The sequence below is a fragment of the Bradyrhizobium sp. CCGB01 genome (assembly GCF_024199795.1).
GTDB lineage: Bacteria > Pseudomonadota > Alphaproteobacteria > Rhizobiales > Xanthobacteraceae > Bradyrhizobium.
Genome location: NZ_JANADK010000001.1, coordinates 91,218 through 113,565 on the forward strand (window position 1 = coordinate 91,218; position 22,348 = coordinate 113,565).

The following is a 22,348-nucleotide window of genomic DNA, read 5'->3' on the forward strand; positions in this document are numbered from 1 at the left end:
CGTAGGCCGCTGGTTGATTCGCCTCCATGAAAACACCGCTGTCACCCTCGCGTCTGAATGATTATCTCGGCTGCCCGCACCAGGCGGCGCTATGGCTTGTGGGCGCCAAAGCACCGGCGCCCGACGCAACAATAGACCTGATCCGCACCAAGGGCTTCGAGCACGAAGCCAAGGTTCTCGCCCACCTTGAAACGCAATATGGGAAAGCCGTCCATATTTCGGGGTCGGCACCGGCGAGCGAGCGCGACGCGGCAACGCGTGCCGCCATCGCGGCTAAAGCGCCGCTCATCTATCAGGGCGCGCTGATCCACGGCGACTGGATCGGGTTTCCAGATTTTCTGGTGCGGAAGCCTGCAACCGGCGGCGCGTTTGTCTACGAGCCGGAAGACGCCAAGCTCGCCCACAAAGCCAAAGTCGAACACGTCCTTCAGCTTGGCATCTATGCCGAACTTCTTGCCGCGACCCACGCCATGCCCGTTGCCCGGGGCACCCTCCACGTCGCCGGCGGTGATCCGACATCGTTCGATCTCGCGCAAACGCGGCATATCCTGCGGCGCCTCATGCGTCGCTTCGAGTCATTCTGTGCCGCCGAGACCCGCGCCACGCGTGCCATACCATGCGCCGCCTGTGCCCAATGCGACTTCAAACCCAACTGCGAGGCGGACTGGCGCACGACCGATAGCCCCTTCTTCGTTGCGGGCGTCAGCGGCGCACAGGTCGTCAAGCTTGAAGAGGCTGGAATCAAGACACTCGCGGACCTTGCCGCCATCCAGCCAGACGCCAAGGTGCCGGGCATGGGCGCCGAGACAGTCGCAAAGCTTGCGGCGCAGGCGTCCCTTCAGTTGCAAGCGCGCAACGATGGCGAGCCGCGTCTGGAGATCTTAACGGCCGTTCCAGGCCGCGGTTTCTACCTCTTGCCCCCGCCGGATGCCGGTGACCTCTTCTTCGATCTCGAAGGCGATGCGCTGTATGAAGAAGGGCTCGAGTATCTTTTCGGTGTAGTCGGACCGCTTGACGATAGCACGCCGGATACATTTCATATCTCGTGGGCTCACAACCATGCTGAAGAGAAAGCAGCTTTCGAGGCGCTCATGCGACGCTTCGTCAGGCATCTCACCAAGTATCCCGACGCCCACATCTATCATTACGCCGCTTACGAACTGACCGCGCTCAAGCGCCTGGCGATGCGATATGCCACCATGGAGGCCGAGCTCGACAGGATGCTGTACGAGCGCCGCTTCGTCGACCTCTACCGGGTGATCCGTCAAGCGATCCGCGCATCAACCGAAGGCTATTCGCTGAAAGACCTTGAGCAGATTTACCGCGGTAAGCGCGCCGGCGACGTGACCACCGCAGCAGATAGCATCGTAAAGTACGAACGGTGGCGCCTGACGGGCGAAGCCGCCATTCTCGAATCGATTGCGTATTACAACAAGGAGGACTGCGTCTCCACCGCGCAGCTCCGCGACTGGCTCGAAGGTATGCGCCCCCCAGGCGTTGATTACCGGGTCATTGACGAAGCCGGCGACAAACCTGAACAGAGTGCAGCGCGGAAAGCGCGCGAAGCAGCGAAGCAGGATCTCGCGAGGCGGGTGCGCGCGAGCGCCTCAGGAAATTCTGACCTGAGGGAGCTCGTGGCTGAACTGCTCTGGTTTCACCAGCGGGCACAAAAGCCCGGCTGGTGGTCCGTCTTCGAACGTCAAACTTGGTCGGAGGACGAACTCGTCGAGGACCCGGAAAGCCTTGGCGACCTCGTACCCGATCCGTCATCTCCACCCGTGCCGGACAAGAGATCCATTGAAACCACTTTTCGTTTCCCGCCGCAAGACACGAAGCTACGTACCGGAGGCATCCCAAAGATTGCCGCAACCCTGGCCCCTGCCGGGACCATCGTCGACCTGATGCCGGAAGACGGATTGATAGTTCTTCGGCGCGGCACCAAGGCCGGAGGCTTTCCACAGCGCTTCAGCCTTTTGTCGACGCCACTCAATCAGCGTGATCTGCCCGAAGCGGTCATGGCGTTCGCAGAGCGCTTTGCGATTGGCGCCCTCGAAAGCGACTCGGGCCTCATGCATTTGCTCGAACGGCGTGCGCCAAGGCTCAAAGGGCGCGCGGCGGGCGCCCCGCTTCAGGATATCGGTGAGTCAGCCGGTGCCGCGGCAACGCGAGCAGTTCTGGACCTCGACAACAGTTATCTCTTCATTCAGGGACCGCCCGGCACCGGGAAGACTTACACCGCTGCCGAGATCGCGGTGCTCCTGCTGAGCAAGGGCTTTCGCGTTGGCGTGGCATCGAATTCGCACAAGGCTATCAACAACGTGCTCGAGGAGATCGAAAAGCGGGCAGTCGCGATGAGCCTGGCGTTTCCAGGTGCCAAGAAAGGCCGCCAGGACGAGCCGGATAGTCATTTCAACAGCGCAAATATCCGAACGGTGTTCGATTCCAAGCACATCGGTCGCGCATTCCAGCTGGTTGGCGGCACCGCCTTCCATTTCTGCCGCGAGGATCAGAGGCAGCAATTTGACTACTTGATAGTCGATGAGGCAGGGCAAGTTTCGCTCGGCAATCTCGTGGCCATGGGATCAGCAGCTCGAAACCTTGTGCTGGTGGGCGATCAGATGCAACTCGCCCAGCCGGTGCAAGGGGTGCACCCGGGCGAAAGCGGACTCTCGTCCCTCGAATATCTCTTGCAAGACCAGGCGACCGTTCCGCCTGACCGCGGCATCCTCTTGAACGAAAGCCGGCGGCTTCATCCAACGCTCTGCAATTTCATATCAGACGCCATCTACGATGGTCGCTTGACAGCGCATGTTGAGACCAAAGCTCGTCAGCTCATCCTGTCACCCGGAGCGCATCGCGCGCTCCAGCCGGCCGGGATCACGCTGTTCGGCGTGCAACACGAAGGGTGCACACAATCGTCATCTCAAGAGGCTGACGCAATCGCAGCGCTGATCCAAGATCTGCTGAGGCACCAAGTACAAAAGCACCCAGCATCGATAACTCCGTTGTCTCTGGCTGACATCCTTGTCGTGGCGCCCTACAACATGCAGGTCAATTTGCTCAAGCGGTGCCTGCCCGCCGGCACTAAAATTGGCACAGTCGACAAGTTTCAAGGCCAGCAAGCAGCGGTTAGCATCATCTCGATGTCGACCTCGCGAGGCGAAGACGCGCCCAGAGGAACCGAATTCCTTTTCAATCGCAATCGATTCAACGTCGCCGTCAGCCGTGCGCAGTGCCTTGCGATTGTGGTGCTCAGCCATGAGCTGTTGGAAGGCTCCTGGCCGAGGCTCGAGGATCTCTTGCGCCTCAATTTGTTTGCGCACGCGGAGGCAATCGCCAAATGCGTCTAGTCACTCCAGAAGGTGGCGAGATCATTGAGCGACTTGAACGCTTCAGGCTACCGTTGCAACTCAAGCTGCTTTCGGTGGAAAAGCCCATGCATATCACAACTGGATTCGTCCAACATGCGGAAATCGGGTTAGAGCCGCACTATTCTAGATGCGAGTAAGTTGGTCCGATAAAGATTCGGGGCAGCATCGAGCGGCAAAGGAGAGAGGGCATATGAACCTTAGAGCAGCTGCGGCAGGAACTTCGAGTGAGCCCACTCTCTGTTGTCCAAACTGCAATCATGAGATCAGGCTGACGGAATCGCTTGCCGCGCCTCTCATCGAGGAGACGCGCCGGCGCTTTCACGAACAGCTCGCCAGAAAGGATGCCGAGGTCTCGCAGAAGTTGGAGGCCGTGCGTCAGGAACGCGAAGATCTCGCCAGGGCGCGCGAGCAGATTGATGATCAGGTTGCAGAGCGGCTCGCCGCCGAACGAAGCCAGATAGCTGCTATCGAAGCGAAGAAGGCGCGCGAGGTTAGCGCCGCCGAGCTGCTGACCAAGACGACGGAAGCTGCGGAACTCCGACGGTCGCTGGAAGCCAACAATATCAAACTCGCAGAAGCACAAAGGGCGCAAGCCGAGCTGATACGCAAGCAACGCGCGCTCGACGAAGAGAAACGCGAGCTCGATCTGACAATCGAAAAGCGTGTCGAGGCCTCTATTGCGGAAATCCGCGCCAAAGCAAAATGCGAGGCCGACGACGCGGCGCGCCTGCGAGTACTCGAAAAAGACCAGACCATTGAATCGATGGCGCGCACGATCGAGGAGCTCAAGCGCAAGGCTGAGCAGGGGTCGCAGCAATCTCAAGGCGAGGTTCTCGAGCTGGAGCTTGAGGAACTTCTTCGCGCGCGTTTTCCTACCGATCTCGTCGAGCCCGTCGGCAAGGGTGAATTGGGCGCCGACGTCGTCCAGCAGGTTAATGGCTCGATCGGTCAGCCTGCCGGCATAATTCTCTGGGAATCCAAGCGCACCAAAGCTTGGAGCGATGGCTGGCTACCAAAGCTGCGCGACGATCAACGCCGCTGCGGCGCAGATGTTGCACTTATCATCTCTCACGCACTACCGAAGCATGTCGAGCACTTTGACTTGGTCGACGGCGTGTGGGTGACCCATCCACGTTGTGCGGTGCCAGTTGCTGTCGCGCTTCGTCAGACTTTGATAGAGGTCAACAGCTCGCGCCTGGTCCAGCAAGGACAACAGACCAAGATGGAGCAAGTTTATCATTATCTGACTGGCACGAAATTCCGCCAGCGGGTGGAAGCTGTCATCGAGAAATTCAACGATATGCGCGAGGATCTCGACCGGGAACGCAAGTTCATAGGCCGGCAGTGGGCAAAGCGAGAGACGCAGATCGTCGCCGTGATCGAGTCCACCGTCGGCATGGTCGGAGACTTGCAGGCGATTGCGGGCAAGGCGATGCCCGAGATCGCTAGCCTTGATATGCCTCTGCTGGGAAGCCCGACGGACGGCGAACGGAAGGCGTCATGATCGATTGCTTTAGCATGACTTGGAGGACGGAATGAACTTGGCTCGGAGAGCCTTTTTTGGGGTGCTAGCGGCGGCAGCCAATCCTAGGGCCTCCCTTTCTAGTCCCGCTGTTTCGAGGCATTACCAACCGCGAGTTACGCAATCTGAGCTCGAAGACGCCATACCGCTGCACTCTCTCTGGCTCGATGGAGACGAGCGTGGCCGCAGAGCGGTATTCAGCAATCGAGACCTGTCTGGTTTGGACTTCGGCCGCACTAGGAGCGAACTCGTCGTTCTACGCGACGCGGACTTCACAGAGGCTGATCTAACCGGCATCCAAGGCAATGAAGTCAACTTTCATTGCGCTTCTCTACAGGGGGCGCGGCTATCTTACTCCAATCTGATCGCACCGATCTTTTCGGGGGCGACATTGCGGAGAGCTGAGTGCAAGAGTGCAGTATGGGGCCGGCCCGCAAACCCGGTCTTGGAATCGTCCAATTTCTCCGATCTTCCCGCTATCTCCGCCACTTTCATTCAAACAGATCTTAGCTTGGCGTGCTTCGATAACTCGATGATAAGAGGCTATTTCAGTGGCGCTAGCTTCTCCCAAGCCTCATTGAGGCATGCCGATTTCGATCGCACAATATTCGGAGGGGTAGAGATTTTTTGTCAGAATTCCTTTTCAGAGGCTTGCCTCTTAGGCACGAGCTTCAAAGGCGCACAAATTACAGCGGCGCGATTCCGTTTTGCGAAACTGGAGGACGTAGACTTTTCAAATGCACAGATTGGGCCTGGCTGTACTTGGCCGCCTCACTACACGCCGCCACTGAGCCCCCAATAAGCTGAGCATGAGAGGCGAGGCACGCCCTTTTTCGACCTAAACGAGCGGCTTCCAAAGAACCAGGAATGAGAATGAAGTTCTTGCATGGACTTGCACTTACAAATGAAATGAAGAGGCTTTGCGCAAAAGCCGGGAAACTCGATCTGGCTATTGCTTACTGGGGCTCGAGAGCGCTTCACTTGCTTAAGCTCGACCCCGAAAGACCTGACGTGAGAGTTATCTGTTGCCTGAAAGGAGGCAAATCCGCCCCCGAGGTTATAAAGCTTTTTGGCGCCAAGGCGCGGCAACTAGACAATCTCCATGCGAAAGTGATTTGGACGGAATACGGTGCGATTGTTGGTTCGGCCAACGCTTCCTCGAACGGACTACCGGAGGAAGAGGATTCCTCAGATGGCCTGCTGGAGGCTGGCGTACTCGTGCAGGACCCCGCCGAGCTGAAAGCGATAGCGGATTGGTTCCAAAAGCTCTTCGAGCATGAAAGCAAGAAGATCGAAGCGTTTGATCTAGAGCTCGCGGCCTTGGCCAGAAAGCCGAGCAATGGAGGCATTCCCTCACTGACTGAATTCATCGTCGCGCTTCGCGGTCGAGTACCCCCACAGGTACCAATTGCGCTGGCGATGTACAGCGATTCCGGAACAAAGGAACAAAGGCGCTTTATCGAACAAGCACTAGAAGATACGCAACAGGCCAAAAAGATAAGGGCATTCCTCAATATTAGCGACAAAGCTTTTGAGAAGCTCGACTGGTATATCGACTGGCCAGAGCTTCCTCCGGATCACTTCCTGATCGACTGCCATATACGCAACGGCAGAATAAGGATGGGCAATTTCCTCCACACTTTCGAAAAAGTCCGAGGTTGGCCGGGGCATTTTGGCAACGATGCAGCGGACTACTACTTCGTGTCGGACCGTGGATCGAAAGGGCCTCACTGCAGATTAACAAAAACGGACGCGAAGCTACTGGAAGCATGCAGTGCGGAGTTATGGAAGGCGGCTGCGAAGGAGGGAGACAATGAGGGGCGCGTACTGTCTCTCTCTGAGGCCGCGCCAATTCTCTACGAGCTCGCGACAACCGCCCGCGCCAAGTAAGTTATGCCAGGCAAGCGCATCCAGAAGCGAGGCGAAAACAGCTTGCTACGCGTTCGCCTGATGCCGCCTGTCAGGTGCTAGGGCGCAACAAACAAAAGGAGAGAGCATTGGCCGAAAATGAGTCATACCGAGGCGTTTAAGACCTACGGAGTGAAACCGCGCAATGCAAACTGGAGTTGGTCAGCCAGGTCGGAAGACGACAAGGTTGTAGTAGTCACGCTTTGGAAAGATGAGTTTATTGGGACCGCCGGACAGATGATCTACTCTCGGCCGAGCCGCGGCGACTGGTCAAACGGACCAGGCTTCCGCTACTTCATGGAAGATCTATTATGGGCGCGCGATCACTGTAATGGCATCGTCAGAGTGATCGTCGCCACTCCCAAGCAGGATGGTCAGACACGCCGTATCGCCGAATGTTATCCTCAGGAACGACTTGTTATGCGCGTCGTTGATGCCGATCCAGTGAGCGGCGCCTTCAGGCTCGAGCAGACCACAATAGGGAGCGAGTAAGAGGCCTCAGAGCTTTCGTGACGCAACATGAGCCTAGCCACAATGCTCCGCAATACCTTGCTTGATCGTACCATTCTTCAGCGGATCTATGCGATCTGCCTCCTGTTGCGCCCAATTTGCCCAATTCTCGAATTCTTCCTGCGTTATCGTCATCTCGCCGAGCCCCAATCGGGCTGATTCCACATAAGCCCGGATCTGGTTAGCGCGGTCCAGCGCCTTAGCCTGGGACAGCAAGCGTCGAATCCGTTCTCTCTCCAACCTCTCCTTAAGCTCGCGTGCTTTGCGCTCGGTCTCGTCCTGTCGTCGCTTGAGTTCAGCTTCGGCGTCAGCTTTTCGTCCAATGACCCATTCTCTATGGCGGATGAGACCATTGCGGTAAGAGGCTTCCGCACTGACCAGCATTTCGACCAAGATATCCGTTAGCTGGTCTTCAAGCCGGTTCTCGTCGCCATCTTCCCAGAATTTGTTTGCGTTTGCTCGATCGCGCGCCGTGCCGAAAGCAAGACGCAAACGCTCCTTCTGGCTTTCTTTTCTGGATTTGATCGGTTCGATCGTAAAGTGCACATGGGATCGGCCGATCGTGATACAGATATCCCTTTCATTGGCGGCAGCTTGTCCGTACTTTGAGGTGCTCATTGAGGATCGGCATCCAAGACGCGCGGCGGCCAGAAAGAGCGCGTTGATGACCAGTAGACGTCTCCGCTCGATTCCGGTGTCGTATTTTGGAGCGTAGTAGTCGGAACGCCATTTCGCAAAATCCTTCCGCCGCTCCTCGTCTTGTGCAAGAAGTTTCGCCACGAGCGGATGTGCGGGCTCGAACGCGCGCCTGCAGCGGACCTGGCCCACCAACTTTCTGGCGCGCTGTTCGACGGAACGCATGTCCTCATCGAAGGTGGGGACAGGAGGAATGGCTACCTCCTTGAATTTTACGGCCCAATCCGGGCCCCAATCGTTGCCTCCTGCTGATTCTCCAATGCGATCAGAGGCACTGGGAAAGCGAGGCGGCAATGCAATTTGTATGGTCGGTTTTCCAGCTTGTTTCCTCGCCCAATATCCTCGTTCCGGCACGGGAATGTCAGCCTTCTTGCAGTGCTTTGCGAGGGCAACGTCGGATATGCCCAGGCCGGCTGCCACGGTTCTCATCGGTTGAGACCACACGAGATCGTACAGCTCCTTCCGAGTAAATTCAGTGTTCATGCTCGCAGCTCTTGGTATCGAGGATTTCTTGGCGCGTTATGTCGATTGGCTATGAGTGCTCCGCCTAGTCTATTGTCAAGCAGAGACGCTCATGGGCGAATTCAATGTCGATGGAGCGCTGCCCCAAAGTCCAAAATGGTATGTACCGCGTAATGATATAGGACACCTAGCACATGGCTGTGGGGAGCAGAGTGGCTCCTCCATCCTGGTGAATGCGGCCTCGTAGTTTTGAGAATTATTTGACGTTGAATATACAAATCGTACTGTCGCGGAATGAAGATGATATTCAGCCGACGACAATTCCTCGCTCAGCTCGCAGCCGCACCAGTCTCGGCCGCCATTGGTAGCGATCTCTGTGCGTCTGCGCGCAACTCCAATGATAGCCTTACAGAAGTGTGCGTGGTTGCATGGAATGAAAGCAAGTCGCCAGCACGGACCGTCGACCTGTGGATGGCACGCTGCGGATCAATCGATGTCGCCCGGCTCTCCGACGTACTTGGAAGATTCGTCGTCTGGGATGAGGTCACCTCTGAGCGGACCGAGGGGCAATCAATAGATAAGATCAAATCTGCCATATCTCACTATTTTGACGTTCGCATTGGCGACGATGAATCGAACTTGGCTACACTCGTCGGGGAATTCGAAGACGTCCCCGAGGCGCTCGGCAGTGCCCTCGCCCGATTCAGGAGCAGACAGCCGTTTTCAGCGGGGTCCACTGCGATCATAGATTTGAGTTCTTGTGGCGTTACTCGGTTGCAATGGCGCGATCTCATGCCCTGCATCAAGCAAGCCTATGGCAAAGTGGTGGGCATCGACTACACGGATGCTCATTTGAGCGACGCCGATCCAGCGTACTACGATGCTCCTTACTCAACGTCGCAGGAGTCCTGGCGAACTCTAACGGCATGTGATTTCTGGGCGATTGCGTCGGATAGCTCGCTGTCGCATCAACCGAATCTCTGCTTCGAAGCCCGAGCCGCCCTTTCCACTGAAGCATTGAATGAACTTGCCCAACAAATCGCGCTGTCGCCCGACGTCGAGGCCGGATTTTTGCAGGCCACTCAGAAACACTTTCTGGGATATGGCTCTGGCCTGGAGAACTTCAGATCATGATAATAACTGATCTTCGGCTCGCACCACCAGATTGGACTCCGCAGTCCGATTGCCGGATGGCGCGGACCATAGGTCCCCCGGCACGGATGTCCCCCTCATATTCAATGCTCGCCGCGATGGTCCGACCAGGAGCCTAGCCGCTTGGCCGATAACCCTTCAACCCAGAGCCGCCTGACCGATGAATACCGAGCTCATCCGAATACCGGCAGAATGGGAGCCGCACCAATGCTGTTGGATGTCCTGGGCCGTGCATCGGGAATGGGGCTCATACTCGGACGCTGTCAAGCGTGAACTGCGCAAGGTGATATTGACGATCGCCAACTACGAACCCGTGATGCTGTTGACACCACCCGATCTGGCTTCGGAAGCGACAGCCCAGTTCGCCGGTAAGAACGTCGAGATCGTGCCGGCTCCCGTGAGCGACGTTTGGATGCGGGACATCATGCCTACTTTTGCGTTTCGTGGAAGCGCGGCTTTGCTGATAGGCTGGAATTTCAATGGCTGGGGCTCGACGGCAACCCGTCCAGCTCGGGCCGGAGATCGTTTGGTTGGATTTATATCTACTCTCACCCGCATCCCTGTTATGACTGCGCCCTTTGTTTGCGAGGGCGGCGCAATAATTACGGACGGACGTGGCACAGTTCTCACTACCAAGAGCTGCCTGCTCACTCGCAATAGAAATCGAACATTAGACATGAAGGAAATCGAGGGCGGCTTTGCTAAACTCGGTGCCCGACAATTGATCTGGTTAGACGGCGACCCCGAGGAGCCAATCACAAGCGGCCACCCTGACGGATATGTTCTATTCTCAAATTCAGGGACGATACTTGTCGAAGCAGTTCACCCACTGCACAAGAATGGGCGAAATCGTGAGCAAGATATCCGAATGCTTGAGCAGATCAAAGATGTCGATGGGCGCGAGCCACTCCTGAAGCTGGTGCTGGCGCCGCGCCAAAGGTACTGGCGCTATTCTGGGAGATTCTTCGCCCCGTGTTATCTAAACGGCTACGTTACCAATGGAGCCCTCCTCGCCGGACGGTTTGGAGATCCAGAGAGGGACGAACTCGCCCGGCTGGCCTTGAAGGACGCCTTTCCTGGCATGGAAATACACATGCTTGAAATCGACCATATTGCAGCTGGCGGCGGCGGCATACGCTGCTTGACGCAACCTCAAATCGAACCTAGGAGCAGCCTCTGATGCGGCAACCCTCCTCACTCTCGCATGATCTGACATCTGGGCTCGCCGATGCGATCTCCCATTGGATTGCTTACAAGCAGCGTTGCGGCTTCGAGGGGCTGCTGAGCGAGTCGATGTTAGTCATGCCGATAGCTGAATATTTCATTGGCCACGGCCTGGCCGTAACAGCAGAGCAAGATCTGTACAGGCTTGTCCAAAAAGGAAAATCAGGAGTAATCAACTACGATTTAGTGGCTGAAAATAGGAGTTCGAGCAGTTCCCTAGGTGAGGCCAAGATACTCGTTGAGGTCAAATTCATGACTGCCAGAGGTCAAAATCATGCGCGCCTTCATTCTGATTTCGTCAAACTAGCAATTCCGGAAGGTCAGTTCACACGGTTTGCGGTCGTAGCTCGCGACCTCAATGTAAGCTTTCCAAGTTTTCTCAAGGAGACGAAAACGTATTCGTACGGGGGCGGGGCCCAACATCACGCAATCGGCAACACCGATGTCCGCGCCTCTATCGCCGGAAAGCTCGAGGCTTACGGATTGGAAGAGGTGACCTGCAGCGTAAAACCTGCGGCTGAACGCGAAAACGTTGTCATTCTGGCAGTCGACCGAATGGAATTGCCAACCAGCGTTAGGCTTGATGCCTCGACCTAGGGCGAGATCATTCCCGAAGGGCGGGTGATATCGAACGGACCGCACAGAGCACCACTCTCGCTCACGAGTACAGCCTAACCCTTTGGTGAGGACGAAACAGACCCAGGGCAACTCTCCGACAGAGATGAAAGCTCAGCAAGCCGCATTGGGCTGCGGCGACGGCGATGACGGTGCCATTAGCCCACTGAATAGAGCCGGTGTGGCACGAGCCGCACGGGCAATCAGCCGGCGCTCAAGGCGTCCGTGTATCGGTCGTAAAGGACATCATCCTGGACAAAGCGCCCTAGCCGATCTGCTACATAGGTCTGCGCCCGCGCGACCACCTGCTCATCGAAGGTTGCCCATCCCAAGGGAACAGCCTGGCCGGATGTTGCGCCGATTGGAGCATGCACTAGCGCGGCTACTGCGACTCGCGGGAAGATCATCATTTCCAACGCCGGGGGAAACTCCGGAGCATCCGAACAATGGATCTCGTCGAACGTTCTTTCGACGTAACGCGGAGGTTTTCCGGCAAAGAGACAGACAGTACTCACATCAGGAGATTCGGCAGTTGGGTTGAGTCCGATCCTGCGCCTCAAAAATGTAAGCGTGTCGCGCAGCTGGGTCGTGGCGCCCCAAAATCCAGTCTGGGGAGCAACCGACAAAACGAAGTCGGCGAGTTCGGCTTTGTCGCGCAGACCGTAATCCAGCACGCCGAGAAGGCGCTTGGCATTATCCTCGGTATACAGCGGACCTACAATCGGGATCGTCTTTCGGTCGCTTCGCGGCTCGCCAGCGCGCCCGACGGCCTCTCTCCAGTATCGGTTGGCCGCGAGTCCACTGCGCGTAATGAACTCTTTCAGGAACTCTGGTGCCAGCTCGGCCAGCACTTCGTAGGCAAGATTCGCATTGAGCTGGTTGCCTGTGACTTTGAGATCTTCGATCAGCAATGCAGCCGAATTCTCGATCTGCGCTCGGTCCGCGACCTCATGATCGGGACGCCATGAGCTTAAGTCGATTTCGGCAAGGCTTGGGCTTGAGGCCTGAGCGAAAGCACGAATGCGAACAGGAGCCTGGAAACGTTCCTTTGGAATGACCCCATCAATCGAATACAGGTCCCGCCGCTGAAACTGCTCACGGTCGTTGCGATCGGCAAGCTCATGGAAAAAACGGCCAAATCGTTCCGTAATCTTCTCCGCGACTCTACCAGTCCCCGCGCCATCTTCGATGGGCAGCTCGGGAAGCCATTGTTCGACAGAATCGACAGGTCTTGGCTGCTGCGGCGCAATCGCAAGAAGATCAAAGCCGACAGCTCGACGACGATCCTCGACTGAAAAGATGGCGGGTTCATCCTCGCCTTCTTTGAACAGTCCGTCGCCAGCAGTTGTAAGCCACAAGCGTGCGTCCTTCCGCTCAACGAAACCCGGACCTATTGCCTCGTTAAGCACATAGGCAATCTCGGCACGGGAATAGCCGAAGAAAGCCGCTGTTGCCTCGTCCGAAAGACCAGGCACGGATTTGAGGAGGCGAAGCAGAAACTCGAGGCTTGGACTGACTTTGCCTAAGACCGCGACCTTATACGATACTTCATATTTCCTGCAGGGAAGCAGGACGTCGTAGACGCCGATCTCGACGCGCCGGTCTTCGTCGGGCGGCACGAGTTCTTGTCCTTTGAGGCGAAGAATCGGCTGACGGCTAACGCTGCCCATGTGACCCTCCTGCGGCTGTTGCCGGTCGATTCTGCAGAGACTTGACCCTGCCTTTCTTTTCGGGGACAGCGGCGTCGCGCTCAAGTAGCGCCTGCACTTCGACCGAGCGAGCCGTTCCGGCGGCTTCTTGACGTTCGAACGCAGCGGCCAGCCTACCAAGCGGACCGCGGCTCGACCACCTTCTCCGCGCGCCGACGATTACCAATCTGTCCATCGCGCGGCTTGCGGCAACGTTGATGCGATTCGGCGCTGTAAGAAATCCCTCTTGGATCCGCCTGACACCGCTTTCCAAAGGCCCGTCCTCATTGTTGCGGACCAGTGAGAGCAGAATGATAGGATTTTCCTTTCCCTGATAGCTATCAACTGTCCCCACCTTGACATGCTGATTTAGAAGATAGGCGAGCGGCGACTGCCGCAACCGCCGTCGTATCAAATCCCGTTGCGCTGCATACATGCAGATAACGCCCACGCCAGCGGGATGCTTCTGCTGCGTCTGCAACCAGCCACGGAAAGCGTCGTGTGAATGCCACTCCTCCAGGAGTGAGACAATTGCATCTGCTTCGACTCTGTTGATCCGGCTGCTTCCATCTTCCGCACGCCGGTCAAACGCTGCTTCGCCCAACGCATCTGTTTCCACCCAGATGAGAGGCTTGTCGAGGCTTGCGGGCAAAAGCGATGGCTCTATTTCGGGCTTGCTTCTACCTGGTTCTAGGGCAAGGTCAGGGTAGAACGTTTCCGATACGAGCGCTCCGATCGGCGGCCACATGCGATACTGAGTCTTCAAACGCGCACCGGCTTGCTTGCCGTATGGAGTCGAGAAGACCCGCTCGAAGTCGCTCCGTTGTATTTCGCGCTTGGGAATTCCCGTACGTTCAGCGACTTGGTTTATCACCTCGGCCTTGTGATGCGGCTCAAGCTGCGCATGATCCCCGACAAGTACAGCCCAACGCCCCGCCTGCAACGGCACTAGGAGCTCGCTCGCGGTGCAGCGAGCCGCTTCATCGACGATCACCAGATCGAATGCGGTGTTGGTTAAGCCTAGAGAAGTGCGCCCCAGCCCGACGCATGTTCCAACCACGATCTGCCTGGTACCAGCAAGAAAGCTCTCAAAGCTCCGCTGTATCCTGGACACGCTCCCCGTAAAATCCCGCCCAACGACAGCGGCTCTGTAAAGGCTGTCGATCCGGCCAGCGTTGGTACCGTTGGTCCGTGAGTGACGGGACATAAGCCTCTCGGCAGCACGCTCGACAAAAACGGACCAGTCCTGTTCTTCTTCCGCCAAGAGCTCAACAAGCTCTAGTTCTTCCAGATGCCGCTTCAATGTCTCGATCAGCCCGTTGTAACGCTGTTCGTCGTATTCGGCGCTCTCGATCAATTCGTTGATGCGCGCAGCGATCGGGCGGATATTAGCTTCAAGAGCGACAATATCGTCGACGACGCTCTCGGGCAGACCAAGAGACTCGCCGATTGTCCAAAGGCGCTCGCGGAAAGAGGCCCGGAACCTGTCCTTAAGCGACTGCTCCACTTTGGTCGTGTGAAATGGCCGCAGCGGAGGTGACACAAGTTCTTCATCCGCAGCAACCCGCAGGAGACTCGGCTGCCCGCCGGTCTTCCGGAAGAGCGAAAGCACAGCCTCCGCGGCGGTGTTCACCGCCTCGTGGGATTGACTGGCGAGGAGGACGTTTCGGGCAAGCCCCTTCGTAATCGCGTAGTGCGTCAATGCAGCGATAAATCGCGTCTTTCCTGTGCCGGGAGGACCTTGCAGCAGACCGACAGGCCTGCACGCGATGATGCGCTCGAATGCCTGCTTCTGATCCGGATTCAACTCGTAAAGAGCCAGCGACTGCCCGTCGATCTCGTGGTGAAGCCGAGTCGGCGTCGCCTGCGATCGCGCATCGAAGACCGACAGCAAACCGCGCGAACGCCCATTCCCGGCGAGAATGCGGTCCACCGCATCGGTGCGCCGGCGGAGGCTTTGCACTTCAAAGTGGCTGACAAATCGTAGCCGCTGCCCCGCGTCCACCAGCCTTCCCTGATATGGGGTACCAAGATCGGTCGCATTGATGACTGCAAGCTCTGGCTTGGACAGCTGCACGTCCAGCTCGCCAATGCGTCGCCAGCCACCTTTTCGGTCTTGCCTTTGCACCCCCACAGTATCGTTACGGGCGAACTCGAATACTCCGCTTTCAAGTTCAAGCGCTACCTTGTACCGGTTGACAACTCGATCGAACGAACTGTCAAGCTGCGCGACTCCTTCAATCGTCAATTCGTTCTCAACATCGATGAGGGTGCGCCATAGCCGTTGGACATCAATGTAGGGCAAGTCCGCGGGTGGGGCAGCCGCAATTTCCTCGACGAGAATTTCCTCTGCCTCTTCCTCAGAGAGTTTTGCTGCTCTTGGGTCTTCCGGGTCGACGGAGGCGGGAGACGAAGCACCGGCGATCTCATCATCAATGCGCTGCTTGACGACGGGATCGTTTAGGAGCGGCACAAGCTCTGACAGATCGTTGGTGTAGCCGCGGGTTACGGCCAGAGCCGAATCAATTCGATGGAACTCGTGAGCAGAAAAGCGCTTGATTAGACGCTGCTCAAGGCTGCGCCTTCGCGCAAACAGCGCTTGGCCATCGTTATCAAGACGTAAGTCTATCTCCTCCACAGCTCCGCGGATCATAAGCGAAAGTGTGCCACGCTCCGCGTTACGGCGAATCCGCAAGAACAAATATCCCTCGTCAGGCGCGATCGGACCGGGCGCGGCGCCCATTATGGAAATATTGATCTGCACTGGCAGGGCATCCGCCGCTTCCACAGCGGGCGCTTCTAGTTGTTGGATGCTCCGCTCGATCTCGTCGAGCAACGGAAGCAATGTCGAAAGGCGCGGCTCCTTCTCCCGGCACTCCAAGATCACTTTGGCAAGCTGCGCTGCGGCCGCAGCGTCCAGCTTGGCGTTCGCAAGCACCTCTTCGGCTATCTTTGTGAGCGCAAAGCGGTCGCGCTCGAAAGTGCTTCCGCTTTCCGGTGCATATGCGGAAGAGATCAGTTCGCCATCGCTTCGCGGCGAAAAGTCGAGCGCATCGATAAGAACCGGTTCACCTTCCGGACTGATGACGATATTGGCCGGCTTGAGGTCGCCGTGACCGAACCCGCCGACATGAATTCCGTCGATCGTAGAGATAAGCCGTTTGATCAGCGACAGCGCCGCGAGTCCCGAACGTAGCTCTTCCGGGGGATTCTCAATTAAGTGCGCGAGGGTCGCACCGTTCACCCAGTCCTGGACGATCGCGAAGGCATCGCCCAGCCAAAAGACTTCTCTGACTTTCGGCAATCCGGCCGGCCCATCTGCCATCATGTCGGCGGCGCGTTCAAGGAAGGCCAGCACTGCCGCACCTTCGCGCTTTAAATCGCCCCACGCGGCCTGCTTCCAGAGCTTTACGATTGCGTCGGTTTCTCCGTTTCCGCTGCGCCAGGTCTCAAGCCGATCACTTTCGAGCATCGGCTCCCCGGCTATTGGATAAGCGGAGACCAGTTGCCGCTGTGAGCGCACACTTGTGCGAAAGCGATCAAGGCCAGTCGTCAGCTCTTCGTGCGTGGGGCGCGATGACGTTGCCTTGTTGAATGCACTGAGAGCAACGACAGCATCGGGAAACCGATTATTCGGATCGACTTCCAGCGCCTGTGCTAGCCAGTGATGCAGCACTGCAAAGTCTGAGTTGGCGTCGATCGCTGCGTCCCATTCTGGAGGATCGCCCTTTGGGATGACGCCGAAAAACAGCTGATGGATGGCCACGCCTGCGAGAAACACGTCCCGGCACTTCACTCCCCTATCCACGCCGAGGACGTCGTCAGGTACGTCCACACTGGCCAGAAACTGGTAACGCGATTTTCCGAGTGACTTCACCTCCGGAAAGCGCGCTGCCAAGAGGTGTGAGAACTTAATCGTGGTCGGAGACTCAACCCAGATGCTGTGACCTCCTAAGTCGAGATGTGCAGCATCGTGGCGATGCAGACCAGCAAGAGCTGCAATGAGTTGGCGCGCAAGTTCAACGCGCTCTGCAGGCAGAAGCTTCCCCGCCTCTGTTTCTGCAAAGACCGCAAGCCGTTGCAGCCGGCGACGCCTGTCATAAACTTCCCAGTAATTTACGCCGCGGTCGGGATCATCTATCTTCGGGGTTAGAAGGTTCTGCTCTGCCTCCTCGCTACGATCCCGCAGCCAGTGGTCAACCTGCTGCTCGCGGCCAGCTATTTCGAGGCGCCCTTCCTCGCTCTGAAATTTGGTGTCGCACTTGCTAAAATCCCAAAGGCGTAGCGTACCGAGATTGTTCTTGTTGCCTTCCTCTGCAGCGTCGTACTCACAATAGATTTCCTTTGGATGCGCGAAGCTCGGCACATCGTTAGCGGTAAACCTTTCGAAGCGCCGTTTGCCGGGCTTGAACGGCGAACTCGGTCCCGCGTTGAAGAAGCGGTTGAGGCGCTCTTTCCAAAACGGATCAGTGAGCGGCCTGTTAAGAAACTCCTCGGCGACATTTCCGAATGTCTGGCGCTCTAGTTTGTTATCTTTGACGGTTCTCACAAACTCATCGATCGTGAGGACTTTCGCACGTTCGGTTTCGGCAATGCCGGACCGGTCGGCCTTTCCAGTTAAAACTACAAGCCCTTCGATACGTGGGAAGGGCAGGTTGCGCGTCTCAGGGCGCTTCTTCAGCTCTTGACTAAGAAGCGGAGCCATGCCGCGAGCAATGTCCGTTATTTTCGCAACCGGGGACGCGTCCTTCTCGACCCCGTCGAGATGCCATCGCCCGTCGACGCTAGTTATCTGCCCGTACCAGTCTTTGATATCGACAAGATAAATCCGCCGCTCGGCAACGATGATGACATCAATCTCGCGCGCTTTTCCGGCACCGAGAACCAGATCGAGATTCGTGAATCCGTACCAGCCTCCGGGAAGATCATTCTTTAGCCGGTCAATTCCCCTGATCTCACGCGTGTGTATCCCGCGCCCGCCATTTGTTATTTTCACAATACGGCCCCCGATTCCTCGCAGAGTATAGCCAATCGAGCATTACGCACGAAGTGCTTTTCCTTTTAGAAATGGAATGAGTTCTCGGCTTTGCTGAGCAGCCCGCAATCACTTGCCAGCTCCAGAATAGTCGGCAAGCGGTCCTCCGTGACTGTAGGTTCCCACGGCTTGCCCGCGAGGGAGATCAAACCATCTTCCTCGATCGACAGTCTGAGCCTCTGGTTCTCACCGTCAAAGCGATTGACCGCCGTAGCAAAATGCTGGCTGAGCACCATTGATTCCAGAACGAACTGGATAGCTTGTTTCAAGGGAACATCACCGAGTGCAGATAATCGCTTGCGGAGATGAAGAAGCGACAGGCGTGAAGAGCCACCGGACGAGACAGCCGCCCTCTCATTGTCGGCGAAACATCCCACGAATGACGCGCACAACAGCAGACTATAGAGGCTTACGGCAGCGAACCGCTCGTTGCGGGCATTGAACGCCGCTTGAATCTTGTCAATGAGAGCAAATGGGGAAAAGAGTGTATTGGAGCGCCCCAGAGCTACAAAGCTCTCAACAGATGAAATTTGCGCGTCAAGTCCGCCGATCATTGCGGCAAGAGTATCATCCGCCTTCAGTCCGAAGTTTTCCGCGCGAAAAAGAAGCTCTGCTTCCTTCGTAAGCGCCTCCATATCGTGCATCCCGCTGATCACGCGCTTTTCGCACCAAGACAGCAGGCTTTCCAGCGCCAGCCGTTGCAGCTGACGGACCTGAAGCACAATCCACTTGCGCAGAGCGGGTCGTAGCTCCGCAGGCAGCGGGTATGAGGTGCCGTCAGCAAGCCCCGAAAAGAACATGCCACGGCGGACATCATCAGCTGGAACTGCACCTGCAGTCTGTGACAGGTGGAGCTTGGCTAAAGCGATCGTACTGCTGCGTTGGCCAATAAGGGTCGTATAGTTGCCGACGCTGCTTCTATCGAAGACCGCATCGCCAAATGCCTTCCGCTCCACGAAAGTAGGTGAATGCACGCCCCATAGCGTCCATAGCGCGCGCGCATCGTCTTCCGTAGCGAGGACCGGCGTGAGCGTATCAAGCAAGCGCGCATAGCGATCAGTATCAGACCGGAGAATGCCATCAAGCGCTCCGGCCAACTGGCCGCCGCGATCGGTCGCCCGGAAGAAGCCGCCATTGCACGGTTCGAGGAAACCGAGCCCGGTCGCTGTTTTGGATGCGGGCCCGTACCAGAGAGCGGCGATAAGGCTGGTACTGTTTTGGACTCGTCCCCAGGCCTTAAACGTGAGGGGCACCGCACCACCGCCAGGTGGAGGCTCCGCTTGCTTCCCCGGTATACCGGGAGTGTCCTCAATCCTCGCGCCCCAGGTGAAAAGAACCTCGATGCGCTCCCTGAACTCTCGCATTTCCTCGCTGTTTGGCCGCGCTTTTCCAGCGCGTTCGCATAGGCCGTGAAACTTCCAGAATATCCAGCTAAGGAGCGAGAAAGGACGAATATAGGACGTCACGTTGTTCGTTCCCGGAATAAGTTCCGCCATCATGTCGAGGTTGGCTTGGCGCAAGCCGAGAAAGTCCACCCCGCTGTTCTCCGATGACGGCGGCGGCAAGAAGAACGCTGAATTTGGAAGGGAAGCATTCATGGATGTAAATTCACCGTAAATCGCTTGCAATGGATACAGCGGCCGATGCGATGACGCCGGAATGCAGCCGCCTCATGGACTGAAAAAGAAAAATAGTCGAACGCGCATGATCGCCACTCAGGACCGCCGGCGGCTCTTACTCTTTTTGACCAACCTGGTTCTGACAGCGCTTCGTATAGTTCCGCACCTGGCTCGGAGCTGAATATCTGCCAACTCGCCGGTATAGGCTGTCCCTTTTCGGCGAAAGAAATAGCATCCGCGAGCTGTTGCCTGCTCGTTCTTTGCGACAGGATCGCCATCAAGGCGTCGGCAAGCGTATTCCAATCCGTCGCTCCTGACAGGAGAGCAGCAAACCCCGTCTCGGGATCAGGAAAGAGCGAACGCACCGCTTCATCCTGATCGACCATCCCACCGAAATAAAGCTCCAAGTTGTCATGAAGCTCGGCAGCGACCTTGCTTGCTGTGTCGGATCCGGAAGCCAGCCGGTATAGAATTGCAGCCGCTGTCACGATATGCTGTTGCAGCGAACTTAGTTCGCCGAATTCAGGTTTTGCGAGCCTGCACGCCTTCGAGAACCAGGAATAAAGGAACTCGTGGGCGCCATCGAAATCGTTAAGGCGGTGGATGCGCATCCACATCACCACCTCAAGCTCCATCGTGAGCAGACCTCTGAGCAATTTCTGGCTGCCCTTCATTTCTGCGATCAGACGCGTCATCTCGCGCTCGAAGTCAGCGAGGCCAAGCTTGCGCGCCTGCTCTTCAGGTGTAGGCACATCCGGATTGCCGGCGTGGGGATCATCGGCCAGAACAGGCTCGCCTGAACGCTGCGAGGCCAAAGTCTTCGCTCGGCCATGTCCCAGCAACATGCGTCGCAAGCGGGTCATTGCCGCATCGAACTGATCCAGAGTAGATGACGTCCCGGACCGAGGCGCTTCACTGTTGGTGCCTGCCGCTCCGGGAGCGAGGTCGGCCAAATCGACAGTAACGAGCTTCACTCCGCCGTCGTCCTCGCGCTCTTCAGAATTCTTCTGCACAGGACGGTCGAACATCCGCAGGTGATGCTCCGCCTGCATGCTCAAGTAATCGAGCAAAGCTTCGATGTCGTCGTCCGTCCCCTCCCGCCGCATCAACCTGCTCAGCGATCCTGCGGTCAGGCGCCGCCTGCCGGAGATCGATAGAAACAACTCGTTGTGCACCCACCCGCGCGCCTCCCGGTCGCCGAAGGTCATGACAATCTGCACCGCGGGCATTTCCGAGAAAGGTTCGAACGTCGATGAACGAACGGCAAAGCTTCCGTCTGCGTCAATCGGCGTCGCGAACGAGACAGCGTCGCCATCGGCCTGAATCAGCCGTCCAGCCCAATTTCCCTGCGTGGATTGCAGTGAAATGATTCGGCCACTCAGCGCAGCGGGCTCGTGACGGTCGAAGGAGGCATAAACAATCTCATTTGATCTGAGCCCCGAAGGCATTCGCTCTTGCGGCTCGAACGCAGGCCGTTCGACGGCTTCCCAGGTGGCCGGGATGGTGCCGGAAGGAAGCGGCCGCAATACACCGAGCTCTACATTGTCAGTGGTGGTAAGCGCCTTGCGAGTCGCATTGATGCTACCCGTCAGGAGCAGCCTGTGTGTCCTCGTCTGAAACTCGTACCACTTCGCATGGACAAAACGTTTATCTCTTCGGGCAAGCTTCACCGGCGAGACAGGACGTGGCCATGTCGCCGTCAGTTCAAACGGAAAGGGGCTCACCCCCGCCTTCGTAACCGCTACGCTGATACTGGACGCGCCGAGCCGTTCGCCCAGAGTCTGCAACGCGAAGGCGTCCTTGTCGTGATACGGCGACATGATGATCGCATCAGCGCAGCTTTCGTACGGGGCCAGAAGTCCCGGCAGCTGGTCAACCACAGGTTCATCGAGGGAATGGATAAGCCGCAAAGACGGCAATACTTCTTGATCTGTCCCTCCATCCGCTGCCAGACGCGCGCGGGCGGCGAAGTCGTCAACCCATTCAGAGCGCGCAAGCCTGATGTCGGGACGCGAGCCTATAGCTTCAAGAAAATCAGCAAAATCTCGGAATGCCGTTGCCGCCCTGTTCGGGGATAACGCCTCGAACACTTCCGTGTTCTTTCCATGACCACCAAAGGTTACGTTGCCGCTGCCGACGAGCAACAAATCGCCTGCGTCGCCGGCGAGGTAGATACACTTTGCGTGAAAGACCCCGTCGGGCAAGGCCACAGGGATCAGCCGGTATTCCTGACCCACACGCATCGAGTGCCGCTCCAGCAGCGACGAACGGTACCCCTCCGCATCGGCAATAAGCCAGATGTCAGAGCAGCCGCCTCGTAGTAGAGGCCGCAGGATTTCCGACTCAAAATAGCTAAGACTCAGCGTGTATGTCGTAAGCAGCGCATGCTTCCATGCACGCATCTGCACAATATCGGATATGGACGGCGTTTCACTCTCGTCACTCATTCCGTTTCGCGCCCCCGCGTCCGAAATCAGCTCACGGCGGCCAGCGCGTAACTGGCGCTGCTCTCCCCCTTCACCCCTGACGAGTTTGCCCCGCTCAAG

Annotated in this window: 13 protein-coding genes; 8 read left to right on the plus strand and 5 right to left on the minus strand. The window is 57.3% G+C overall.

The features are described 5' to 3' along the window. The first annotated feature begins 26 nt into the window (after positions 1-26). From NLM25_RS00390 to NLM25_RS00405, 5 genes are all read left to right on the plus strand, one after another. A complete protein-coding gene (locus NLM25_RS00390) occupies positions 27-3,350 on the plus strand; it encodes a TM0106 family RecB-like putative nuclease (protein WP_254135633.1) in 3,324 nt (1,107 codons plus the stop codon). Positions 3,351-3,561: 211 nt separating this feature from the next. Continuing rightward, positions 3,562-4,875 (plus strand): DUF2130 domain-containing protein, encoded by a 1,314-nt coding sequence (locus NLM25_RS00395; RefSeq protein WP_254135634.1) that lies wholly within the window; start codon positions 3,562-3,564, stop codon positions 4,873-4,875. A gap of 31 nt (positions 4,876-4,906) precedes the next feature. Continuing rightward, complete coding sequence (locus NLM25_RS44220) at positions 4,907-5,695, plus strand: pentapeptide repeat-containing protein (RefSeq protein WP_375167803.1); 789 nt, start codon at positions 4,907-4,909, stop codon at positions 5,693-5,695. 71 nt (positions 5,696-5,766) lie between these two features. Continuing rightward, positions 5,767-6,783 carry a phospholipase D family protein gene (locus NLM25_RS00400; RefSeq protein WP_254135635.1) on the plus strand — a complete coding sequence of 339 codons (1,017 nt, stop codon included), beginning with the start codon at positions 5,767-5,769 and terminating at the stop codon, positions 6,781-6,783. Between the two features lie 117 nt (positions 6,784-6,900). Next, positions 6,901-7,293, plus strand: a complete 393-nt coding sequence (locus NLM25_RS00405) for a hypothetical protein (protein WP_254135636.1) — start codon at positions 6,901-6,903, stop codon at positions 7,291-7,293. 33 nt (positions 7,294-7,326) lie between these two features. Here NLM25_RS00405 and NLM25_RS00410 read toward each other — a convergent pair whose 3' ends face one another. Beyond that, positions 7,327-8,490, minus strand: coding sequence for a hypothetical protein (locus NLM25_RS00410; RefSeq protein ID WP_254135637.1), 1,164 nt, complete (start codon positions 8,488-8,490; stop codon positions 7,327-7,329). Between the two features lie 279 nt (positions 8,491-8,769). Here NLM25_RS00410 and NLM25_RS00415 point away from each other — a divergent pair, with 279 nt between their 5' ends. From NLM25_RS00415 to NLM25_RS00425, 3 genes are all read left to right on the plus strand, one after another. After that, positions 8,770-9,603 (plus strand): twin-arginine translocation signal domain-containing protein, encoded by an 834-nt coding sequence (locus tag NLM25_RS00415; RefSeq protein ID WP_254135638.1) that lies wholly within the window; start codon positions 8,770-8,772, stop codon positions 9,601-9,603. Positions 9,604-9,781: 178 nt separating this feature from the next. Then, positions 9,782-10,801, plus strand: coding sequence for an agmatine/peptidylarginine deiminase (locus tag NLM25_RS00420; RefSeq protein WP_256570644.1), 1,020 nt, complete (start codon positions 9,782-9,784; stop codon positions 10,799-10,801). After that, positions 10,801-11,442, plus strand: coding sequence for a hypothetical protein (locus NLM25_RS00425; RefSeq protein ID WP_254135639.1), 642 nt, complete (start codon positions 10,801-10,803; stop codon positions 11,440-11,442). Before NLM25_RS00420 ends, NLM25_RS00425 begins: the two co-directional genes overlap by 1 nt. Positions 11,443-11,663: 221 nt before the next feature. On the opposite strand, the gene NLM25_RS00430 is transcribed toward NLM25_RS00425, so the two are convergent. The 4 genes from NLM25_RS00430 to NLM25_RS00445 all read right to left on the minus strand — a co-directional run bounded on the left by NLM25_RS00430 (position 11,664) and on the right by NLM25_RS00445 (position 22,249). Then, entirely contained in the window at positions 11,664-13,130 is a 1,467-nt protein-coding gene (locus NLM25_RS00430; RefSeq protein WP_254135640.1) for a hypothetical protein, read from the minus strand. Beyond that, positions 13,117-18,144: an AAA domain-containing protein gene (locus NLM25_RS00435; protein WP_254135641.1), complete on the minus strand. Its 5,028-nt coding sequence runs from the start codon at positions 18,142-18,144 to the stop codon at positions 13,117-13,119. The genes NLM25_RS00430 and NLM25_RS00435 overlap by 14 nt, the downstream gene beginning before the upstream one ends. 65 nt (positions 18,145-18,209) lie before the next feature. Continuing rightward, positions 18,210-19,718, minus strand: coding sequence for a hypothetical protein (locus tag NLM25_RS00440; protein WP_254135642.1), 1,509 nt, complete (start codon positions 19,716-19,718; stop codon positions 18,210-18,212). Between the two features lie 59 nt (positions 19,719-19,777). Then, the gene (locus NLM25_RS00445) at positions 19,778-22,249 is read right to left on the minus strand and encodes a hypothetical protein (protein WP_254135643.1); all 2,472 of its coding nucleotides are present in this window, start codon (positions 22,247-22,249) and stop codon (positions 19,778-19,780) included. Between the last annotated feature and the right edge of the window lie 99 nt (positions 22,250-22,348).